We start from the raw sequence: 18,567 nt of genomic DNA, 5'->3' as shown, positions 1-18,567 counted from the left end.
GTTCACGAAGGCGAAAGCAACGTCGCAGCGCTCATGCTGCAACCGCTCGCTGGTCGCCGTTGGCATCAAGATTGCTTGAGCTGCTTTGCAGCGGTTGCGACGGTTGGCGTGGAGGCCCATCCAACTGTTCGTTCTCTCGGAAAAAATTTGCAAAAAATGCCATGCGCCGTGGCATGGCATTGCTGACAGTTCCAAAATGTATCTTTCTGCGCAAGGGGCTCAAGAATGAAGATTTCAACGCGGTTGATCTTGCTGGTGGGCGTGATGTCCATGCTGCTTCTGGGCATCGGTCTGCTTGGCCTGCGCGGGATGGGGAGCAGCAATGAGGGTCTGAAAACGGTGTACGAAGATCGCACCGTGGCCTTGGGTCAGTTGGGACAGATCCAAAGCTTGATGATGACCAATGCCTATTTGGTCAGCGCTGCAACGCTGGATCCCAGCCCTGAGGTGGTGAATCAGCTCACCACGTCGGTCGACGCCAATATTGGCAGGATCACCAAGCTTTGGGATGAGTACATGGCCAGCTACCTCACGGTGCAAGAGGCCGGGATTGCCAAGAAGTTTGCCCAAGCCCGCGGCACGTACGTCCGGGAAGGGCTCAAGCCCGCAGTGGCGGCCTTGCGCGCGGCCGATATCCAGGAGAGCCAGCGCCTGTCTACCAAGGTGTTGCCGGCGATATATGCTCCTGCCAAAGACGAACTGGATGCGTTGATCCAGCTGCAGCTCGACGTGGCCAAGTCGGAATACGCTGGGGCGGTGGAGCGCTACGATGCTGTGCGCATGTATTCCACGGCATCCATCGTGCTGGGCCTGCTGTTTGCCGTCAGCTTTGGCTATTTCCTCATTGCCGGGCTGGTGCGTTCGCTGAAACAGGCCGAAGACCTTTCGCGTGCGATTGAATCTGGTGACCTGAGCGTGCCGGTGGCGATCACTGGCAAGGACGAGGTGGCGGCATTGCTGCACACGCTGGTGGCCATGCGCGACAGTCTTGCACGAGTGGTATCGCGCGTGCGCCAGGGTGCGGATGGCGTTGCCACGGCCAGTTCGGAAATCGCCCAGGGCAACCAGGATCTCTCGGCTCGCACCGAAAGCCAGGCGAGTGCGCTGGAGGAAACCGCGGCATCCATGGAAGAACTTGACTCCACGGTCAGGCAAAACGCCGAGTCTGCCCGCCAGGCCAACCAGCTGGCCGTGAATGCCAGCCAGGTTGCGACCCAGGGTGGTGAGGTGGTGGGGCAAGTGGTGGAAACCATGAAGGGCATCAACGAGTCGGGCCGCCGAATCGGCGACATCATCGGCGTCATCGATGCCATTGCCTTCCAGACCAATATTCTGGCCCTCAATGCTGCCGTGGAGGCCGCGCGTGCTGGCGAGCAGGGGCGCGGATTCGCGGTGGTGGCCAGCGAAGTACGTTCCCTGGCCGGGCGATCGGCCGAAGCGGCCAAAGAGATCAAGACACTGATAGGCGCGAGCGTGCAGCGGGTGGAACAAGGGACCACGCTGGTAGACAAGGCGGGAGAGACGATGGCAGAGGTGGTGAGCTCCATACGCCGCGTCACCGACATCATGAGCGAGATCAGCGCCGCCAGCCTGGAGCAGAGTGCCGGCGTCTCGCAAGTCGGTGAAGCTGTCATGCAGATGGATAAGGTCACCCAGCAGAATGCGGCGCTGGTGGAGCAGATGGCCGCTGCGGCCGGCAGCCTCAAATCCCAGTCCCGCGACCTGGTGCAGGTGGTGTCCGTGTTCAAGCTGAGCGACGGCGGCAGCCACTACGTTCAGCACCAGATGCTGGACGCCTCCACGGCCTCGGCAATAACTGACGTCGCAGCGACCAAAGCCCCTGCTGCACGACTTCCCGCGGCAAAAACGGCGGCATGGGTGAAAAAATCTCCTGCGGCTGCCGCTCCGGTCCCCATGGTCAAAGCCGCGCCGACAGCCTCCACTGCCAATGAGGCGGATTGGGAAACTTTTTAGCCATTGGCATTCCCACCTGCCATCTTGCAGCCAGCAGCGCGTCCCGGCGGCTCCCGAAAGGATCTTGCCGGCTGGCGCAGTTGCTGCGTGAAGCGCGGGCGGCCATCACCTTGCCATCCCGGGCCTGGTTGGCCAGGCGCATGCGCCGGGCGCGCGCACGCCCCACTGGCCATGGCTTCATCGGGACACCGACACGCATTCCGCGATGCGGATCAACCGCGAGGAGATCTTCGGTCGCGGGGCCAGCGTGACCTGCATCAATGATGCCGATGCAGGGCTTGGCGGAGCGAACGTCACGCCTCGGGCGCAGATCCCCATGTGCCGTTCGGCGGTCGCAAAGGATACAGCTGCGGTCCGCGTGAACCAGGGCGCTGCGCGGCCGGGTTCTTCACCAGCGTCACGACTGCCCAGGTCAACCCTTGAGACGTGCCAGGCGCTCGCGTACGGGCCTTGCGTGCCGGCTCGGCCGAGGCGAACGGGATGGGGCGGGATATGGGCTACATTGCGGCAAGTCGCAAAGCGATACGGTTGTGCCATGAAAGGAGTTTTCCCATGCCCATCGACGATTGCCCCACTCCCGCCGCAGCGCTGGGAGCGCTGTGGCGTGCGCAAGGCCTGAACAAGGAGGCGCTGGCGCGCATCGCTTTCACGGGAGCGGCGGCGGGCTTTACGAGCAGCTTGCGCGTCGTCGAGGCCGCGCAGGTCAGCGCCGGCGCGGCCGCGCTGGCGGCGACCGAAATCGAGCGCTGGCGCGCGCCGGGCCGACTGGCGCAGAGCGTGACTGTCGATGCCCAGCACGCAGCGTTCGAGACCAGCGGGTATTTCACGCTCGACGGCGTACAGCCCGATGCCTGGGCGCCAATCTCCGGCCTCTATGCCTGCGGCCAGGCCGCAGGCGCGCCGGGCTGGGTGCGCATCCATGCGAATTTCGATCACCACCGCGACGGCGCGCTGGCGCTGCTGGGCCTGCCGACCGGATCCGGCACGCCGCGCGCGGCCGTGGAGCAGGCCTTGGCGCAGTGGAATGCCGAGGACTTCGAAGCCCGGGCCGCGGCCAGGGGCCTGCCTATAGCCGCCGCGCGCAGCGCCGCGCAGTGGCAGGCGCTGGGCCACGAAGCCGTGCTGGCAGAGCAGCCGCTGGTGGCCATCACGCGCCTGGGCGATGCGCCGCCCTTGCCCTGGCCGGCGCTGGCCGAGGGCGACAAGCCGCTGGCCGGGCTGCGCGTGCTCGATCTCACGCGCATCATTGCCGGCCCGGTCGCGGGGCGCACGCTGGCCGCGCATGGCGCCGACGTGATGCTGGTCAACGGCCCGCACCTGCCCAACATCGAAGCGATTGCCGACACCAGCCGCGGCAAGCGCTCGGCCACGCTCGATCTGCGCGGCGACAGCGGCCGGCAGGCGCTGCGTGAACTGGTGGCGCAGTCGCAGGTGTTTCTGCAGGCCTACCGGCCGGGGGCGCTGGCGGCCAAGGGTTTTTCCGCCGAGGAGCTGGCACGCCTGCGCCCCGGCCTGGTCGTGGCCGAGCTGTCGGCCTATGGCTGGCAGGGCCCCTGGGGCGGGCGCCCGGGTTTTGATTCGTTGGTGCAGACCGCGACCGGCGTGCAGGCCGACGAAGCGCTGGCGCGCGGCCAGGCCGCGCCGCGCGCGCTGCCCATGCAGATCCTCGACTACAGCGCCGGCTTTTTGCTGGCCTGCGGCATACAGGCCGCGCTGCTGCGCCAGGCGCGCGAAGGCGGCAGCTGGCAGGTGCGCGTGACGCTCGCGGGCGTGGCGCGCTGGCTGCGCGGCCTGGGCGCAGTCGAAGTGCCGGATGGCGACTGGGATCAGCCCAAGCCCGATATCGCGCCCTACCTCGAAACCACCGCCAGCGGCTTTGGCGCGCTGCGCGCCGTGCGCCACTGCGCCGTGCTGTCGCGCAGTGCCCCGGGCTGGCAGCGCCTTTCCGTGCCGCCCGGCAGCGACGCGCCGCGCTGGGATTAGCGCGCGCGGCGCCCGGCGCGCGCCCTGAAATGGGGCATGTTAATTGCTTGCACGGTGGCCGTTCCTCTGTCACCTTGCGCGCGCCATGACCCCCTCCGCCTTGCCCCATCCCGTGCCGCTGAACCTGCGGCAGATCGAAGTCTTTCACGCCATCATGATGGCCGGAACGCTCAGCGGCGCGGCGCGCATGCTGTGCGTCTCGCCGCCGGCCGTGAGCCGCATGCTGGCCACGGCCGAGAGCCGGCTGCGCATGCTGATGTTCGAGCGCGTGCGCGGGCGGCTGCAGCCCACGCCCGAGGCGCGGCGGCTGTTTTCCGAAGTGCAGAGCATCATTGAAGGCGTGCGCCGCTTCAATGCGCTGGCCAGCGACCTGGCCGTGGGCACGCATGGCGAGCTGTCGCTGGTGTCCAGCCCGAGCTATGCCGAATGGCTGATGCCGGTGGCGATACGCCGCTTTCGCGCGCGCTTTCCCGAGGTGCGCATCAAGTACCGGCCCTTGCCCTTCGATGCCTTGCTGCCCCATGTGCTGCTGGGCCAGGCCGACCTGGCGATCTCGTCCATGCCCGCGCCGTCCAGCGCCAACGTGGTGGCGCGCGCCATAGGCCATGGCTTCATTGAATGCGCCGTGCCCGAGCGCCACCCGCTGGCCGCAGCCGAGTCCGTGGGCGCGGCCGATCTCGTCGGCCAGACCTTCATCAGCTACGGCGGCGATACGCCGTTTGGCAATCTGGCCGCGGATTTCTTTGCCGCCTCGGGCCTGGCCCTGCGCGCCGATGTGGAGATCCGCTCCACGCCCGAAGCCATGGGCCTGGTGCGCGCGGGCGTGGGCGTGGCGCTGATCGAGGCCTTTGGCGCGCGCCGCCCCAGCCAGGACGGCGTGGTGCTCAAGCCGCTGCGGCCCATGCTGTCGCACCGCATCTACCAGATCCATGCCAACACCAGCCCGCTGTCGGCCGTGGCCAAGGAATTCCTGGCCACCGTCAAGCGCCTGCTCAAGGAAGAGGGGCGCGACACCGCGCTGGCGCCGGCCGAGCATTGGGACGGCGAGGGCGCGGTGCGCGTGCTGGTGCATCGCGCATGAAGCAGACCTGTGGGCGGCCATCCACAGCCGCTCGCGTCCGCGCTTCATCTTTTGGCTTCAGGCCATAACGATTGGTTAACGGCGTGGACTTTGTGCAAGGCGCGTGATTGTCATTTTTTCCTTGTGAATCAACTGCTTGCGTGAGGTTTGAGGCGGATTGCGCAATGGCAAGAAAGGGGTTGCGGCGCGTTTGGCGCTGCGGCGTTCGGCGCAGATCATTGCCACAGATCCACTTGAAGACCGCCATGAAACGTCTTATCACCGTTGCCGCCGCCCAGCTGGGCCCCATCCAGAGAGCCGAGGGCCGGGATGCGGTTGTCGCCCGCATGGTCCGCCTGCTGGAGCAGGCCCACCAGCGCGGCGCCCATGTCGTGGTGTTTCCCGAACTCGCGCTGACCACCTTCTTTCCGCGCTGGTATGTGGAGGACCTCGATGAAGCCGACGGCTGGTACGAGCAGGCGCTGCCCTCGCCCGCGACCCAGCCGCTGTTCGATGCGATACGCCGCTACGGCCTGACCTGCTATCTGGGCTATGCCGAGATCGCCTACGAGCCCGACGAGAGCGGCGTGCTGCGCAAGCGCCGCTTCAACACTTCGGTGGTGATCGCGCCTTCGGGCGAGATCGTGCTCAAGTACCGCAAGATCCATCTGCCGGGCCACAAGGAGTTCTCCACGCTGCGGAAGGTCCAGCACCTGGAAAAGCGCTACTTCGAGGTCGGCAACCTGGGCTTTCCCGTGGTGCGCGCTCCCGTGGGCCCGGTCGAGGGCGTGAACCTGGGCATGCTGATCTGCAATGACCGCCGCTGGCCCGAGGCCTGGCGCGAGCTGGGGCTGCAGCAGGTGGAGCTGACCATGCTGGGCTACAACACGCCGGCCGTGAACCAGGAAAACCGCGGCTTCGAAGCCCACCATCTGCGCAACTTCCATTCGCAGCTGTCGATACAGGCGGGCTGCTACCAGAACGCGACCTTTGGCGTGGGCGTGGCCAAGGCCGGCAACGAGGACGGCTTCGAGCTCATGGGCCACTCGATCATCGTCAACCCCCAGGGCGAGATCATGGCCATGGCGACCAGCTGGGACGACGAACTGGTGGTGGCCGACTGCAACCTGGCGATGTGCGAGCTGGGCCGCACCACCATCTTCAACTTCGCCCAGCACCGCCGCCTCGAGGCCTATGCGCGCCTCACGGCGCAGACCGGCAGCAGCGCGCCGCCGACCTGGGCGCCCGCGCGGGAGGGGCAGTGATCATGGCCGCTTGCCTGCCTTCCTATATAGAGCATGAAATGCTGGGCACGCTGGCCGTTCCGCGTTTCGCCGACGTGCAGGCCGCGGCCGGCGCCATCGCGCCCCATGTGCTGCGCACGCCGCTGCTGCGCTCGGCGGCGCTGGACGCCATCGCGGGCGGCCCCGTGTGGCTCAAGTGCGAGAACCTGCAGACCACGGGCTCGTTCAAGCTGCGCGGCGCGTTCAACGCGCTGCTGGCGCTGAGCGCCGAACAGCGCGCGCGCGGCGTGGTCGCCTATTCGACCGGCAACCACGGCCAGGCCATTGCCTGGGCCGCGCGCCAGCTGGGCCTGCGCGCCACCATCGTCATGCCCGTCGATGCGCCGAAAAACAAGGTGGCGCGCGCGCTGGCCCAGGGCGCGCAGGTGGTGCATTACGACCGCGAGAAGGAAAGCCGCGAAGACATAGGCATGCGCCTGCTGCTGGACACCGGCGGCACGCTGGTGCCGCCCGGCGATCACCCGCAGGTGCTGGCCGCCCAGGGCACGGTGGCGCTCGAAGCGCTGCAGGATCTGCCCGCGGGCGTGGCCCAGACGCTGGGCCTGTTTGCCGCGCCCTGCGGCGGCGGCGGCCTGATGGCCGGCTGCTGCCTCGCGCTCGATGCGCTGAGCCCGCACGCGCGCCGCGTGGCCGTCGAGCCCGCGGCGTTTGACGACACCGTGCGCTCGCTGGCCAGTGGCCGGCGCGAAATCAATGCCGCGGGCGCGCGCACGCTGTGCGACGCGCTCCAGGCCGCGACGCCGGCCGAGCTGCCGTTTGCCATCAACCAGCCGTTGCTGAGCGAAGCCGTGGCCGTGACCGATGACGAAGTGGCGCGCGCCATGCGCTTTGCGCTCGAGGAGCTGCACCTGCTGGTCGAGCCCGGCGGCAGCGTGGCCCTGGCCGCGCTGCTTGCCGGCCGCCTGCGGCTCGATGGCCGCAGCGCCGTGGTCGTGCTGTCGGGCGGCAATGTCGACATGGCATTGCTGCAGTCCGTGATCGCCCGCACCGATGCCTGAATCCGCATTCCAGAACAACGAGGCCTACGCCGCCGCCCCGCGGTGCAGCGTTGCCCAGGAGACCGAAAGCCCTCTGTTCACCGCGTTTCAGAAAGTCCCCACCATGTCGCTTTTCTCTGTCTCCGTTTCGACTTCCCGCCGCCTGCTGCTCAAGGGCCTCGCGGCGCCGCTGGCGGCGCTGGCGCTTTGCAGCCAGGCCCACGCGGCCTTTCCCGACAAGCCGATCACGCTGATCGTGCCCTTCAACGCCGGCACCACGCCCGACATCGTCTCGCGCCTGCTGGCCGAATCGGTGGGCCGCGACATAGGCCAGCCGGTGGTGGTGATGAACCGCGTGGGCGCCTCGGGAATCATAGGCACCCAGGCCGTGGCCAGCGCCCCGGCCGACGGCTACACCATTGGTTTCGCGAATGTCGCGACGCTGGCCATCAACCAGTCGCTCTACCAGAAGCTGCCCTATGACGCCGACCGGCAGCTCGCGCCCATCACCTTGATCGGCGGGGTGCAGAACGTGCTGGCGGTGCGCGCCAGCCTGGGCGTGAAGGACGTGGCGGGCCTGATCGCGCTGGCCAAGCAGCAGCCGGGCAAGCTCACCGTGGGCTCGGGCGGCAACGGCACGACCGGGCACCTGAGCGCCGAGATGTTCAAGAGCATGGCCGGCGTGTCCATCGTGCATGTGCCCTACAAGGGCGGGCTGGAGGCGGACCTGGCGCTGCTGCGCGGCGAAGTCGATCTGGTGTTCGAGAACATCACCTCGATTGCGCCGCACCTCAAGGGCGACAAGCTGACGGCGCTGGCCGTGACCGGCGCGGCGCGCGACAGCCGCCTGCCCAAGCTGCCGACGCTGGCCGAAACCGGCCTCGCGGGCTACCAGGCCGTGGCCTGGAACGGCTATGTCGCGCCCGCGGGCGTTGACGCCAAGGTGCTGGATTTCCTCAATGCGGCCTTCAACAAGGCGCTGGCCTCGCCGCTCGTCAAGCAGCAGCTCAACGCCCAGGCCTATGAGGTGAACGTGGGCCCGCGCCAGCAGCTGTTCGATCTGGCGAAGAAGGAGCGCCCGGTCTGGGCCGAGGTGATCAAGGCGTCGGGCGCCAAGCTGGACTGAGCCGCGCCAGCTACTGCGCGCCCGCTCCGAGCCGGGCCATTGCCGGGCGCTGCAGGGCAATGGTCACGGTCTTTTCCTCGGTGTAGAAATGGCGCATGCCGTCTATGCCTTCGCGGCCCACGCCCGAACTCTTGTAGCCGCCAAACGGAAAGCGCAGGTCCAGGATCATGGGGGTGTTGACCAGCACCACGCCGGCCTCGATCGCGCGCGCGGCCCGGTGGGCCTGCTGCAGGTCGTTGGTCCAGAGGTAGGAAACCAGGCCAAACTCGGAGTCGTTGGCAATGGCAATCGCTTCGTCGAAATCGTCGAACACCTGGAAGGCCGCGAACGGCCCGAAGATTTCCTGCTGGCACACGCGCGCGGCATTCGAGGGCATCAGCACGGCCGTGGGCTCGAGATAGTAGCCCTTGGCGCCCAGGCCCGGCGGCCGCTGGCCGCCGCACAGCAGCTCGCCGCCGTCGGCGCGCGCCATTTCAATGAAGGAGCACACGCGCGCGTAGTGGGCGGCGTTGGACAGCGGCCCGAGCTCGGTTGCCATGTCGAGCGGGTCGCCCACCCGGATGGCGCGCGCGCGCTCGACGAAGCGGCGCATGAACGCGTCGGCAATCGAGCGCTGCAGCAGGATGCGCGAGCCCGCAAAGCACTGCTGGCCGTTGTTGGTGTAGATCGACGTCAGCGCGCCGTCCAGCGCGTCGTCGAGATTGGCGGTTTCAGTGATGATGTTGGCCGACTTGCCGCCCAGCTCCAGGTCGACGCGCTTGAGCCCGGGCGCGGCGGCCGCGGCAATCGCTCGCCCGGTCTGCGTGCCGCCCGTGAACGACACCACGCGCACGCCGGGGTCGCGCACCAGCGCGTCGCCCGTGACATGGCCGCGGCCGTTGACCATGTTGACCACGCCGGGCGGCACGCCGGCTTCGCTCAGGATGTCCATGAAGCGCGCCACCGCCAGCGGCGTGGTTTCCGCGGGCTTGATCACGCAACTGTTGCCGAAGGCCAGCGCGGCCGCGATCTTGGTCGAGGCCAGGGCCAGCGGCGCGTTCCACGGCGCGATCAGCGCGGCCACGCCCGCGGGCTCGCGCAGCACGAAGCGCAGATAGTCCTGGTCGGTCATGCCGGCCTTCTCTACGTTCTGCGACAGCCAGTCGGCAAAGAAGTCGAAGTTGCGCGTGATGCGCGGCAGCTGGCGCGCGCGCAGGTAGTTGAGCGGCAGGCCGCTGTTGAGGCATTCGAGCTGGGCCAGTTCCTCGATATGCTCCAGCGTCAGCGCGACGATGCGCTGGAACACGCGGCGCTTCTCGGCCGCGCTCTTGCGCGCCCAGATGCCGCTTTTCCAGCTGGCCTGGGCCGCGGCCACGGCGGCCGCGGTCTCGCGCGCATCGGCCTCGCCTAGCTGGGCCACGACCTCTTCGGTCGCGGGGTTGATCACGGGCAGCAGCAAGGCGCCCGCAGGCTGCCATTGGCCGTCGATGTAGCTGGTGATGGTGGTGCGCATGGGAGTGAAGGAGGAAGTGGTCATGCCATGAAGCTCCCGCCGTTGACATGCAGGGTCTGGCCGGTGATGTAGCTGGCCGCGGGGCTCAGCAGGAACAGCAGCGCATGCGCGATCTCGGCCGGCTGGCCCAGGCGCTGCAGCGGCACGCCCTGCACGAAGCGTCCCATGTCCAGTCCGGTCTGCTTGACGTCGCGGCCCGTGCCGCCGCGCAGGAACGCGGTGTCGATCACGCCGGGAGCGACGCCGTTGACGCGGATCTCGGGCGCCCATTCGGTCGACAGCGCGCGAATCAGGTTGATCACTCCGGCTTTCGAGGCCGCGTAGGGCCCGTAGCCCACATGCGGCACGCGCACGCCAAACGTCGAGGACACCAGCACCGCCGCGGGCGCCCGGCCCTGCGCCGCCGCGGCGCGCAGCAGCGGGGCGCAGGCGCGCGCCGCGAGAAACATGCCGCGCAGGTCGGTGTTGAGAATGTCGTCCCATTCGCGCGTCGACATGTCTTCGACGCGCACCCGCTCGCCGGTGTAGCCGGCCAGGTTGACCAGCGCATCGACCGCCCCCCAGGCCGCGCTGATCTGCGCGAACGCCGCCTGCACGGCGGTCTCCTGCGAGACGTCGCAGGCAATGGCCAGCACGCCCTCGGGCGGGGGAAACAGCAGGATGGAACGCTCGAGATCGAGCACCGCCACGCGCAGGCCCAGGGCCAGCGCGGACTGCACCAGCGCGCGGCCCATGCCGCCGCAGCCGCCTATGACCAGCAGGCGCTGGCCGGCGGTCGGTGTAAAGGATGGAAGCAAGGAAATCTCCGAATCAGTCATGGGGGTCCGTCTTTCGCCGGCGGCGTTCATTCGAGCGGGCCGACTTCGGCCAGCACCTTGTTCCAGTTGCGGATATCGGCGAGCTGGCGCTCGCGCAGCTGCGCGGGCGTGGCGCCCAGCCAGGGCTGGTTGGACTGGCTGCGGTACAGCTGCTGGGTCTCGGCGTCGGCCATGATGGTCTTGCCGGCCTCCTGCAGCCTGGCGAGCACGGGCGCGGGCAGGCGCGCCGGGCCGTACAGCGCAACGCCATAGGCCCAGTCCATCTGCCGGTAGCCGTGTTCGGTCAGCGTCTTGACCTCGGGCAGGAACTCGCTGCGCTGCGTGCCCAGCACGGCAAGAATGCGCAGCCGTCCCGACCTGGCCATTTCCCGGCCCTGGCCAATGCCCACCAGGCCCATGTCGACCTGGCCGCCCAGCAGGTCGGCAACCATGGGGCTTTCCCCGCGGTAGGGCACATGCACCATGTCGACCGCCTTGAACTGCTTGCCCAGCAGGTGCTGGACCACATGCGTGGAAGTCGCCGTGCCGTACGAGCCGTAGGCCAGCCGGCGCTTTTGCGCCAGCGCCTCGAGTTCCTGCATGCTGCTCACGCCCAGCGCGGGCGAGACGACAAAGGCCATGGGGGCGATGGTCAGTCCGGCAATCGGCACGAAGTCGGTGGCGGGGTCGTAGACCGGTTTGACGTTGGGCACGCTGCTGGTGAGCTGGGTGGTCACCGTGAGCAGCAGGGTGTGGCCGTCGGGCGCGGCGCGGTGCACGCTGGCCGCGCCTATGGTGCCCGAGGCGCCGGGCTTGTTGTCGACGACGACGGGAGTGTTCCAGAGCGCCGACAGCTTCCTGGCAAACACGCGCGCGATGTTGTCGCCATTGCCGCCGGCGGGGTAGGGCACGACCAGCGTGATGGGCCGCGAAGGGTAGGCCGGCTCCGAGGCCCGGGCCCAGGGCGCGAGGGCCAGCAAAGCCAGCGCGCCGAGATGGCGGCGGCGCAGCGGTGAATACATGAAGCGTCTCCTTGTTGTGGGGAGGTGCCGCCCGCTGCGGCCCTCGGCGTGGATTGTGGGCACGCAGGCGCACGCTTCCAACGCGCAATGCGCTTCAGTTCCGCAGGCCGGAATTGCGTTTCAGGGCTCGTAGAGGCCCGGAGGATTGAGCCGCGGGCGCGGCGCCTGGCGCAGCGCGGCGCGCACTTCGGCCACCAGCGCGACCAGGCGCGGGCCTATGTCCTTGCGGATGCGCGCCAGCGGCATGCGGCTGGCCGGCCCGGCGCAGTGGAAGGAATAGAGAACGTTGCGTTCATCGAGCAGCAAGGGCGCGGCCGCGCCGTTGACATCACGGCCCCACGAGCCCTGGGTGATGACAAAGCCGTGCGCGGCGAAGTCGGCGTGGGCGCGCTCGACGTTCTCGCGCATGGCCGGCCATTCGTCGGGAAAGCGCTTGCGCAGGCCTTCGAGAATCTGCGCGCGCTCCTTGACCGGCGCCGCGACGAGGTAGGCCAGGCCTATGGCCGTGGAGGCGATGGGCAGTACCGTGCCCACGTCGGCGTTGACGACCAGCCGGTTGCTCTGCGGCGGCAGCAGCACTTCAAGCAGCGCCAGGCCCAGGCGGTCGCGCGTGCCCAGCGACACCGTGAGCCCGGTCTCCTGGCTCAGCGCCTGCATGTAAGGCCTGGCCACGCTCAGCAGGCCCAGCTTGCGCTGCACGCTCAGGCCCATTCCCAGCAGCCGCGTGCCCATGAAGTACCTGCGCGTCAGCGGGTCGACGCGCAGATAGCCCAGCTGCACCAGCGTCGAGGTGAGGCGCGAGACCGTGGCCTTGGGCAGTCCCGTCAAGGCGACGAGCTGCTGGTTGCCCAGCAGGTCGCCTTCGGAGAACACCGAGAGGATTTCCAGGCCCTTGGCCAGCGAGTGCACCAGGGCGGGCGGGCGCGCGACGGCGTCGGCGTTCTTTGCGGGGCGGGCGGGAGTCGATGGCATCGCAGGGTCCAGGAAAAGGATTTCGGCAAGCTGCGGCGTTGGCGCAGGCCGCGCCGCCGAGCAGGCCCAGGCCGGATGGTACGCCTGCATCCCGCCATCAGGGGCATTGCGCGGCGCTGGCGCAGCGCGCGCCGGCATCTCGATTCCGCGTCGTGGAACTGCGCCGTTTGTGCGTGGCCAGACCGGGCCCGTCGGCACAAGAATCCGCCACCGCCGACAGAACCGGCGGCGCGCAGGCCCTGGCCGCGCAGCGCACAACACCATTCGAGGAGACATTTGCATGCGTATTACAACCAGAGACATGGGCATAGGCCTGGCATGGGCCTGCATCGGGGCCGCGGCCTCGGCCCAGTCGTCGGCGACGATCAGCGGCGTGGTCGACGCCGGCCTGCGCCATGTGCGCAATGCTCAGGGCACACTGACCTCGCTGTCCAGCGGCAGCAATTCGACTTCGCGGCTGATCTTTCGCGGCAGCGAGGACCTGGGCGGCGGCCTGAAGGCGGGTTTCTGGCTCGAGTCGACGCTGTTCACCGACAGCGGCACGGTGGGCAGCGGCGGCATGTTCTTCGACCGCGCCTCCTATCTGAGCCTGGGCGGCCACTGGGGCGAACTGCGGCTGGGCCGCGACTACACGCCGGGCTTTCGCGCCATTGTCGCGGCCGATCCCTTTGCCTATGTGGGCGTGGGCGGCATAGCGACGGCGTTCAACGCCGCGGCCACGACCACTTTCCAGCGCGCGTTCGGCACGGGTGCGACCACCTTCGCGCGCTCGAACAATGCCATCCAGTACTTCACCCCCAGGACCCTGGGCGGCGTCTATGCCATCCTGGCCTATGCGCCGCGTGAAAAGACCGGCAGCGCGGCCGGCTACGGCCACCAGGCCGCGCGCCTGGGCTATGCGGGCGGCGCGCTCGATATCTCCGCGACCGCGGCGCGCACGCGCATCGATGCGACGGGCGCTGACTTCGCGGTCGACTCCATGGCGGGCAGCTACCGGATGGGCGCGCTGCACCTGAGCGCCAGCGCGACGCAGACCTCCTACCTGTCTTCGCGCCACAACGTGATGGCCCTGGCCGCGAGGCTGCAGTCGGGGGTGCACGAGTTCAAGGCTTCTCTGGCGCGCGTGGACCAGAAGGGCAGCAATGCCGCGGGCGCGGCCATCGATGCCGACGATGCCCGCATCCTGGCCATAGGCTATGTGCACCACCTGTCCAAGCGCACGGCGCTTTACGCCAGCGCGGCCCATGTGGCCAACCGGGGCGCTGCAACCTATGGCGTGCCGGGCGGCATGGCCGGCGCCGCCGACGGGCGCTCGTCAAGCGGCTACGACATCGGCCTGCGGCACAACTTCTGAGCCCGTGCGGGCCCGGCCCAACGCAGTTCCGCAGCGCGGAATGCGCGCCGGAAAGCCGTGCCGCAGCGCCGGTTCCTTCCCACAATCGCGACCATCTGTCCTGCAGCGACGAACGGCTGCAGGGCCCACTTTCACCACCGAGCAACTGCCCATGTTCACTCCCTACCGTTTCCCCGATTACCAGGTGGCCGGCGACGCCGACACCACCGTGTTCCTGCTGCACGGCGCCTATGGTTCCAAAGACTATTTCCGCGCGCAAATCCAGACGCTGGTGGGCGCCGGCCTGCGCGTCGTCGCCTGGGATGCGCCCGGCTACGGCATCAGCCCGCTGCCGCCCGAAGGCCTGAGCATAGAGCGCCTGGCCGAAACCGCGGCCTGCCTGATAGACCGCGAAGGCAGCAAGACCAACGTCGTGCTGGGCCACAGCATGGGCGGCATCATCACGCCCGCGGTCTACGCGGCGCGCCCGGACAAGGTGCATGGCATCGTGATCTCCGCCACGGCCGGCTCGTTCTCGCAAAAGAGCGCCCGGGACCAGGAAACCTTTCTTGCCGAACGCGTGGAGCCGTTGCGCGCGGGCAATACCTTTCGCGACACCGCGGGCGCGGTGATCGACTCGATGTTTGCGCCCACCTCGCGCGGGCCCATGGTGGATCTGGTGCGGGAGGTGGCGCTGGCGACGCCGGCCGACACCTTCTGCGCGGCCATCACCGCGATCACGCGCTACGCGGGCGAGCCCAATCTGCAGAACGTCAAGGTGCCGGCGCTGCTGCTGGCCGGCGAGTTCGACCAGGTGGGCCGGCCGCAGAGCATGCAGCAGGTGCAGCAGCAGTTCATGCCGCATGCCGAGTTCGCCTGCCTGCCCGGCGCCGCGCATTACGCGTTTGCCGAGCAGCATGCGCTGTTCAACGAACATCTGCTGCGCTTCATCCGCCAGCGCGTGCTGGCGCAGGCCTGAGGCCGCAGCGTTTGGCATTCCCATGCGAAAGACATCCATGCACAAGAGATCCCTTCTTCGCCATCTGGTGGCCGGCGCGCTGGCAGCGCTGTGCGCCGCGCCCGCGCTGGCCGGCGCCTGGCCCGAGCGGCCCATCAAGCTGATCGTGCCGTACCCGGCCGGCGGCCTGACCGACATCGTCTCGCGCCTGGTCGGCGACGAGCTCGGGCGCGAGCTCGGCACCTCGGTGGTGATCGAGAACCGCGCCGGCGCGGGCGGGCAGATCGGCCTGCAGGCGCTGCTGCAGGCGCCCAGGGACGGCTACACCATAGGCCTGGTGGTGCCGGCCACCATGGTCACGCTGCCGCTGACCAACCCGGCATACAAGATACGCCCGCTCGAGCAGTTCGAGCCCATCACCATCGCGGTCGACACCTTTCTCACGCTGGTGGTGGACCGCAAGCTGGGTTTCAGGACGGTGGCCGAGTTTGCCGAATACGCGCGCAAGCACCCGGGCAAGATGAACTACGGCACGCCGGGCGCGGGCACGAGCTTTCATTTCAACAACGTGCTGCTGGCGCAGAAGCTGGGCATAGAGGCCCAGCATGTGCCCTACACGGGCGAGGTGCAGATGCTCAACGACATCGCGGGCGGCCAGCTGCAGTACGCGCTGGTCTCCAACGTGGGCAAGACCTTTGTCGAGAACGGCCAGGTGAGCGCGCTGGCCGTGACCTCGGCGCAGCGCGTGCGCTCGCTGCCCGATGTGCCTACGTTCCGCGAGAAGGGCATCGACTTCACCTCCGACGGCTGGGTCGGCTATGTCGCCGCCAAGGGCACGCCCGCGCCCGTGCTCGCGCGGCTGCAGGGCGCCTTCGTGAAGGCGCTGCAGGTGCCCGCCGTGCAGCAAAAGCTGGCCGAAATGGGCTACCAGGTCGTGGGCAACACGCCGCAGCAGTTCCGCCAGATTGTGCAGGACAGCAGCCAGCGCTATGGCGCCTTGCTGCGCTCGGGCGCCGTCAAGCTCCAGTGAGCCCGCGCGTCCTCCTGTTTTTCTCCGTCTTCACCGGATGACACCATGCAGAAAATCCTCCGCACCTATACCTCCACCCTCGCTCCCGACAACGACCATCCGTTCCTGCACGGCCCTTTCGCTCCCGCCATGGAGGAGTGGATTGCCGACACCGACAGCATGCAGGTGATAGGCGAGATTCCCAAGGACTTGCACGGCATTTACGTGCGCAACACGCACAACCAGGTGCACGAGTCGCTGGGCATGTACCACCCTTTTGACGGCGACGGCATGCTGCATTCCATGCACTTCGAGGACGGCAAGGCCACCTACCGCAACCGCTTCGTGCAGACCACGGGCTTTCTGGCCGAGCAGGCGGCCGGCCGCTCGCTGTGGCCCGGCATTCTCGCGCCGCAGCTGCAGGCGCGCCGCGGCTGGGGCTCGATGGGCGCAATGAAAGACAACGCCGGCACCGACGTCAAAATCCACGCGGGCAAGCTGCTGGCAACGATGTCGCAGGGCAGCGAGCCCTGGCGCCTGGACCCGGTCACGCTGGAGACGCTGGGCCCCGACGCCGACTGGGCGCGGCTGGTGCCCGACGGCGTGGCCTCGCACTACAAGGTCGACCCGGCCACGGGCGAGATGATGTTCTTCAACTACCCCGAGCGCTGGCCGCACATGCATTACGGCGTCGTCGACCGCAACAACCGCCTGGTCCACTACGTGCCCATCGAGCTGCCCGGCGCGCGCTGGCCGCATGACCTGGGCGTGACGAAGCGCTTTTCCATACTGCACGACCTGCCGTTCCATTTCGACGCCGAACTGCTGGCCAAGGGCCAGCGCAAGATGACGTTCTACCGCGACAAGCCCGCGCGCTTCGGCATCCTGCCGCGCTACGGCGACTCGGCCTCGGTGCGCTGGTTCGAGGGCACGCCCTGCCATATCCTGCACATCGCCAACTGCTACGAGGACGGCGACGAGGTGGTGATGGACGGCTGCATCATGCCCAATCCGCACAAGCCCAATGTCGGGCAATCGAACGAAGGCGGGCGCCAGGCCGCGTACGACAAGATCCGCGCCCATCTCGACAAGCACAACAACCCGACGCTGATGTATCGCTGGCGCTTCAACCTGCGCACCGGCCAGACGCACGAGGAGCAGATCGACGACGAGATCACCGAGTTCCCCATGGTCAGCAACGACTACGTGGGCCGGCCGTACCGCTACAGTTTCAACGTGCTCTACCAGCCCGGCGAATGGCTGTTTCGCGGCCTCAAGCGCTACGACATGTTGTCGCGCCGCACGCAGTCGCTTGAATACGGCAAGGGCTGCTACGGCAGCGAGCCGCAGCTCGCGCGCAGCGTCGGCGCCGTGGCCGAGGACGACGGCTACATCATCACCTTCGTCAACAACATGGTCGACGCGCGCTCCGAATGCTGGATCATCCCGGCCAGCGACATCGCGCGCGGCGCGGTGGCGCGCATCGTGCTGCCGCACCGCATCTCCGCGGGCACGCATACCGCCTGGGTCGAGGGCGACCGCATTGCGGGCGAACACCGCGACCCGCGCTACGTGGCGGCATGAAGGCGCGGCACGACACCCTGGTGCTGGTGCCGGGGCTGAACAATACCCGGGCGGTGTTTGACGGCGTCGTCGCCGCGCTGCCCGCGGGGGTCACGGCACGCGCGCTGGACAACCCCGCGCTCGACAGCGTGGAGGCGATTGCGCGCGCCCATCTCGCGGCGCTGCCGGAACGCTTCTGGCTCGCGGGCTTCTCGTTTGGCGGTTACGTGGCGCTGGCAATGCTGGAGCTTGCGCCCGAGCGCGTGCTGGGAATTGCGCTGCTGTGCACCGCGCCCTATGCCGACCGGCCCGAGGCCGCGCAAAAGCGCCTGGCCGCGCTCGACGCCGTGGCCCAGGGCCGCTACTTCGAGATGATTGCGCAGCAGGCGGCCAATGCCTTCCATCCGGACAGCCTGGGCAATGCGGCGCTCATGGCCGCGCGCCAGGCCATGGTGCTGGACTACGGGCCGCAGCGCTACGCGGCCCATGTGCGCGCCACGGCCGCGCGGCCCGACCGCAGCGCGCTGCTGGACGGCAGCCGTGCGACGCTGGTGCTGGCCGCCTCGCATGACCGGCTGTTTGCTCCCGCCATGCTGGCCGACTGCGCCGCGGCAATTCCCGGCGCCGTGCTGGCCGTGGTGCAGGACGCGGGCCATCTCGCGCCCATGGAGCAGCCGCAGGCCGTGGCCTCGCATCTGCTGCGCTGGATGGGCGCTGCGGAGCAGGGGGGCGCGGACACGCCGATGACGCGAAGTTGAAATTTTTGTAAATTTTTCTCTGATTTTCGTTTTTGCCCCATTTTGACGATGCTATGATTGCGGGCATTGAAGGGGAGTCGCCAAGTTGGTTAAGGCACTGGATTTTGATTCCAGCATGCGAAGGTTCGAGTCCTTCTTCCCCTGCCAAAATTCAAACCCCGGTTGCGCAAGCAGCCGGGGTTTTTTCTTTGGTGCAGCGCATGGAAGCCATGCGGCCAAGGGATTACCCTGATTGACCT

At 68.2% G+C, this 18,567-nt stretch carries 16 protein-coding genes and 1 tRNA gene; 12 read left to right on the top strand and 5 right to left on the bottom strand.

Annotated elements, in window-relative coordinates; translation table 11 throughout:
* Positions 1-195, bottom strand: a 195-nt coding sequence (locus RR928_RS05165; protein ID WP_332681673.1) for a hypothetical protein, incomplete at its 3' end; no start/stop codon positions are given.
* Between the two features lie 30 nt (positions 196-225).
* On the opposite strand from RR928_RS05165, the gene RR928_RS05160 reads away from it, so the two are divergent.
* From RR928_RS05160 to RR928_RS05130, 6 genes are all read left to right on the top strand, one after another.
* Entirely contained in the window at positions 226-1,974 is a 1,749-nt protein-coding gene (locus RR928_RS05160) for a methyl-accepting chemotaxis protein (RefSeq protein WP_332539422.1), read from the top strand.
* 552 nt (positions 1,975-2,526) lie between these two features.
* Positions 2,527-3,957, top strand: a complete 1,431-nt coding sequence (locus RR928_RS05150) for a CoA transferase (protein ID WP_332547677.1) — start codon at positions 2,527-2,529, stop codon at positions 3,955-3,957.
* Positions 3,958-4,042: 85 nt separating this feature from the next.
* The gene (locus RR928_RS05145) at positions 4,043-5,038 is read left to right on the top strand and encodes a LysR substrate-binding domain-containing protein (protein ID WP_332537391.1); all 996 of its coding nucleotides are present in this window, start codon (positions 4,043-4,045) and stop codon (positions 5,036-5,038) included.
* Between the two features lie 245 nt (positions 5,039-5,283).
* Positions 5,284-6,282, top strand: a complete 999-nt coding sequence (locus RR928_RS05140; RefSeq protein ID WP_332681669.1) for an N-carbamoyl-D-amino-acid hydrolase — start codon at positions 5,284-5,286, stop codon at positions 6,280-6,282.
* 2 nt (positions 6,283-6,284) lie between these two features.
* Positions 6,285-7,319: a threonine ammonia-lyase gene (locus RR928_RS05135; RefSeq protein ID WP_332681667.1), complete on the top strand. Its 1,035-nt coding sequence runs from the start codon at positions 6,285-6,287 to the stop codon at positions 7,317-7,319.
* Positions 7,320-7,422: 103 nt separating this feature from the next.
* Positions 7,423-8,424: a Bug family tripartite tricarboxylate transporter substrate binding protein gene (locus RR928_RS05130; protein WP_332537396.1), complete on the top strand. Its 1,002-nt coding sequence runs from the start codon at positions 7,423-7,425 to the stop codon at positions 8,422-8,424.
* A gap of 10 nt (positions 8,425-8,434) precedes the next feature.
* Here RR928_RS05130 and RR928_RS05125 read toward each other — a convergent pair whose 3' ends face one another.
* From RR928_RS05125 to RR928_RS05110, 4 genes are all read right to left on the bottom strand, one after another.
* Positions 8,435-9,940 (bottom strand): aldehyde dehydrogenase, encoded by a 1,506-nt coding sequence (locus tag RR928_RS05125; RefSeq protein ID WP_332681665.1) that lies wholly within the window; start codon positions 9,938-9,940, stop codon positions 8,435-8,437.
* Entirely contained in the window at positions 9,937-10,713 is a 777-nt protein-coding gene (locus RR928_RS05120; protein WP_332537400.1) for an SDR family NAD(P)-dependent oxidoreductase, read from the bottom strand. Before RR928_RS05120 ends, RR928_RS05125 begins: the two co-directional genes overlap by 4 nt.
* Before the next feature lie 47 nt (positions 10,714-10,760).
* Complete coding sequence (locus tag RR928_RS05115; protein WP_332537402.1) at positions 10,761-11,735, bottom strand: tripartite tricarboxylate transporter substrate binding protein; 975 nt, start codon at positions 11,733-11,735, stop codon at positions 10,761-10,763.
* Positions 11,736-11,855: 120 nt separating this feature from the next.
* Positions 11,856-12,707 carry an IclR family transcriptional regulator gene (locus RR928_RS05110; RefSeq protein WP_332537404.1) on the bottom strand — a complete coding sequence of 284 codons (852 nt, stop codon included), beginning with the start codon at positions 12,705-12,707 and terminating at the stop codon, positions 11,856-11,858.
* Positions 12,708-12,987: 280 nt separating this feature from the next.
* Between RR928_RS05110 and RR928_RS05105 the strand changes: the two genes are divergently transcribed.
* The 6 genes from RR928_RS05105 to RR928_RS05080 all read left to right on the top strand — a co-directional run bounded on the left by RR928_RS05105 (position 12,988) and on the right by RR928_RS05080 (position 18,475).
* Positions 12,988-14,061 carry a porin gene (locus RR928_RS05105; protein WP_332547671.1) on the top strand — a complete coding sequence of 358 codons (1,074 nt, stop codon included), beginning with the start codon at positions 12,988-12,990 and terminating at the stop codon, positions 14,059-14,061.
* 151 nt (positions 14,062-14,212) lie between these two features.
* Positions 14,213-15,019, top strand: coding sequence for an alpha/beta fold hydrolase (locus RR928_RS05100; protein WP_332537408.1), 807 nt, complete (start codon positions 14,213-14,215; stop codon positions 15,017-15,019).
* A 37-nt stretch (positions 15,020-15,056) separates the two neighbouring features.
* Positions 15,057-16,028: a Bug family tripartite tricarboxylate transporter substrate binding protein gene (locus RR928_RS05095; protein ID WP_332537410.1), complete on the top strand. Its 972-nt coding sequence runs from the start codon at positions 15,057-15,059 to the stop codon at positions 16,026-16,028.
* A gap of 45 nt (positions 16,029-16,073) precedes the next feature.
* Positions 16,074-17,591: a carotenoid oxygenase family protein gene (locus RR928_RS05090; protein ID WP_332537411.1), complete on the top strand. Its 1,518-nt coding sequence runs from the start codon at positions 16,074-16,076 to the stop codon at positions 17,589-17,591.
* Positions 17,588-18,328 (top strand): alpha/beta hydrolase, encoded by a 741-nt coding sequence (locus tag RR928_RS05085; protein ID WP_332537413.1) that lies wholly within the window; start codon positions 17,588-17,590, stop codon positions 18,326-18,328. Before RR928_RS05090 ends, RR928_RS05085 begins: the two co-directional genes overlap by 4 nt.
* Positions 18,329-18,398: 70 nt before the next feature.
* A tRNA-Gln gene (locus RR928_RS05080) sits at positions 18,399-18,475 on the top strand.
* Positions 18,476-18,567: the final 92 nt, after the last annotated feature.

Origin of the sequence: Comamonas sp. (assembly GCF_036666375.1) — a bacterium.
In the GTDB taxonomy this organism is placed as follows: Bacteria; Pseudomonadota; Gammaproteobacteria; order Burkholderiales; family Burkholderiaceae_C; genus Comamonas.
This window is presented reverse-complemented; position numbering and strand designations above follow the sequence as displayed.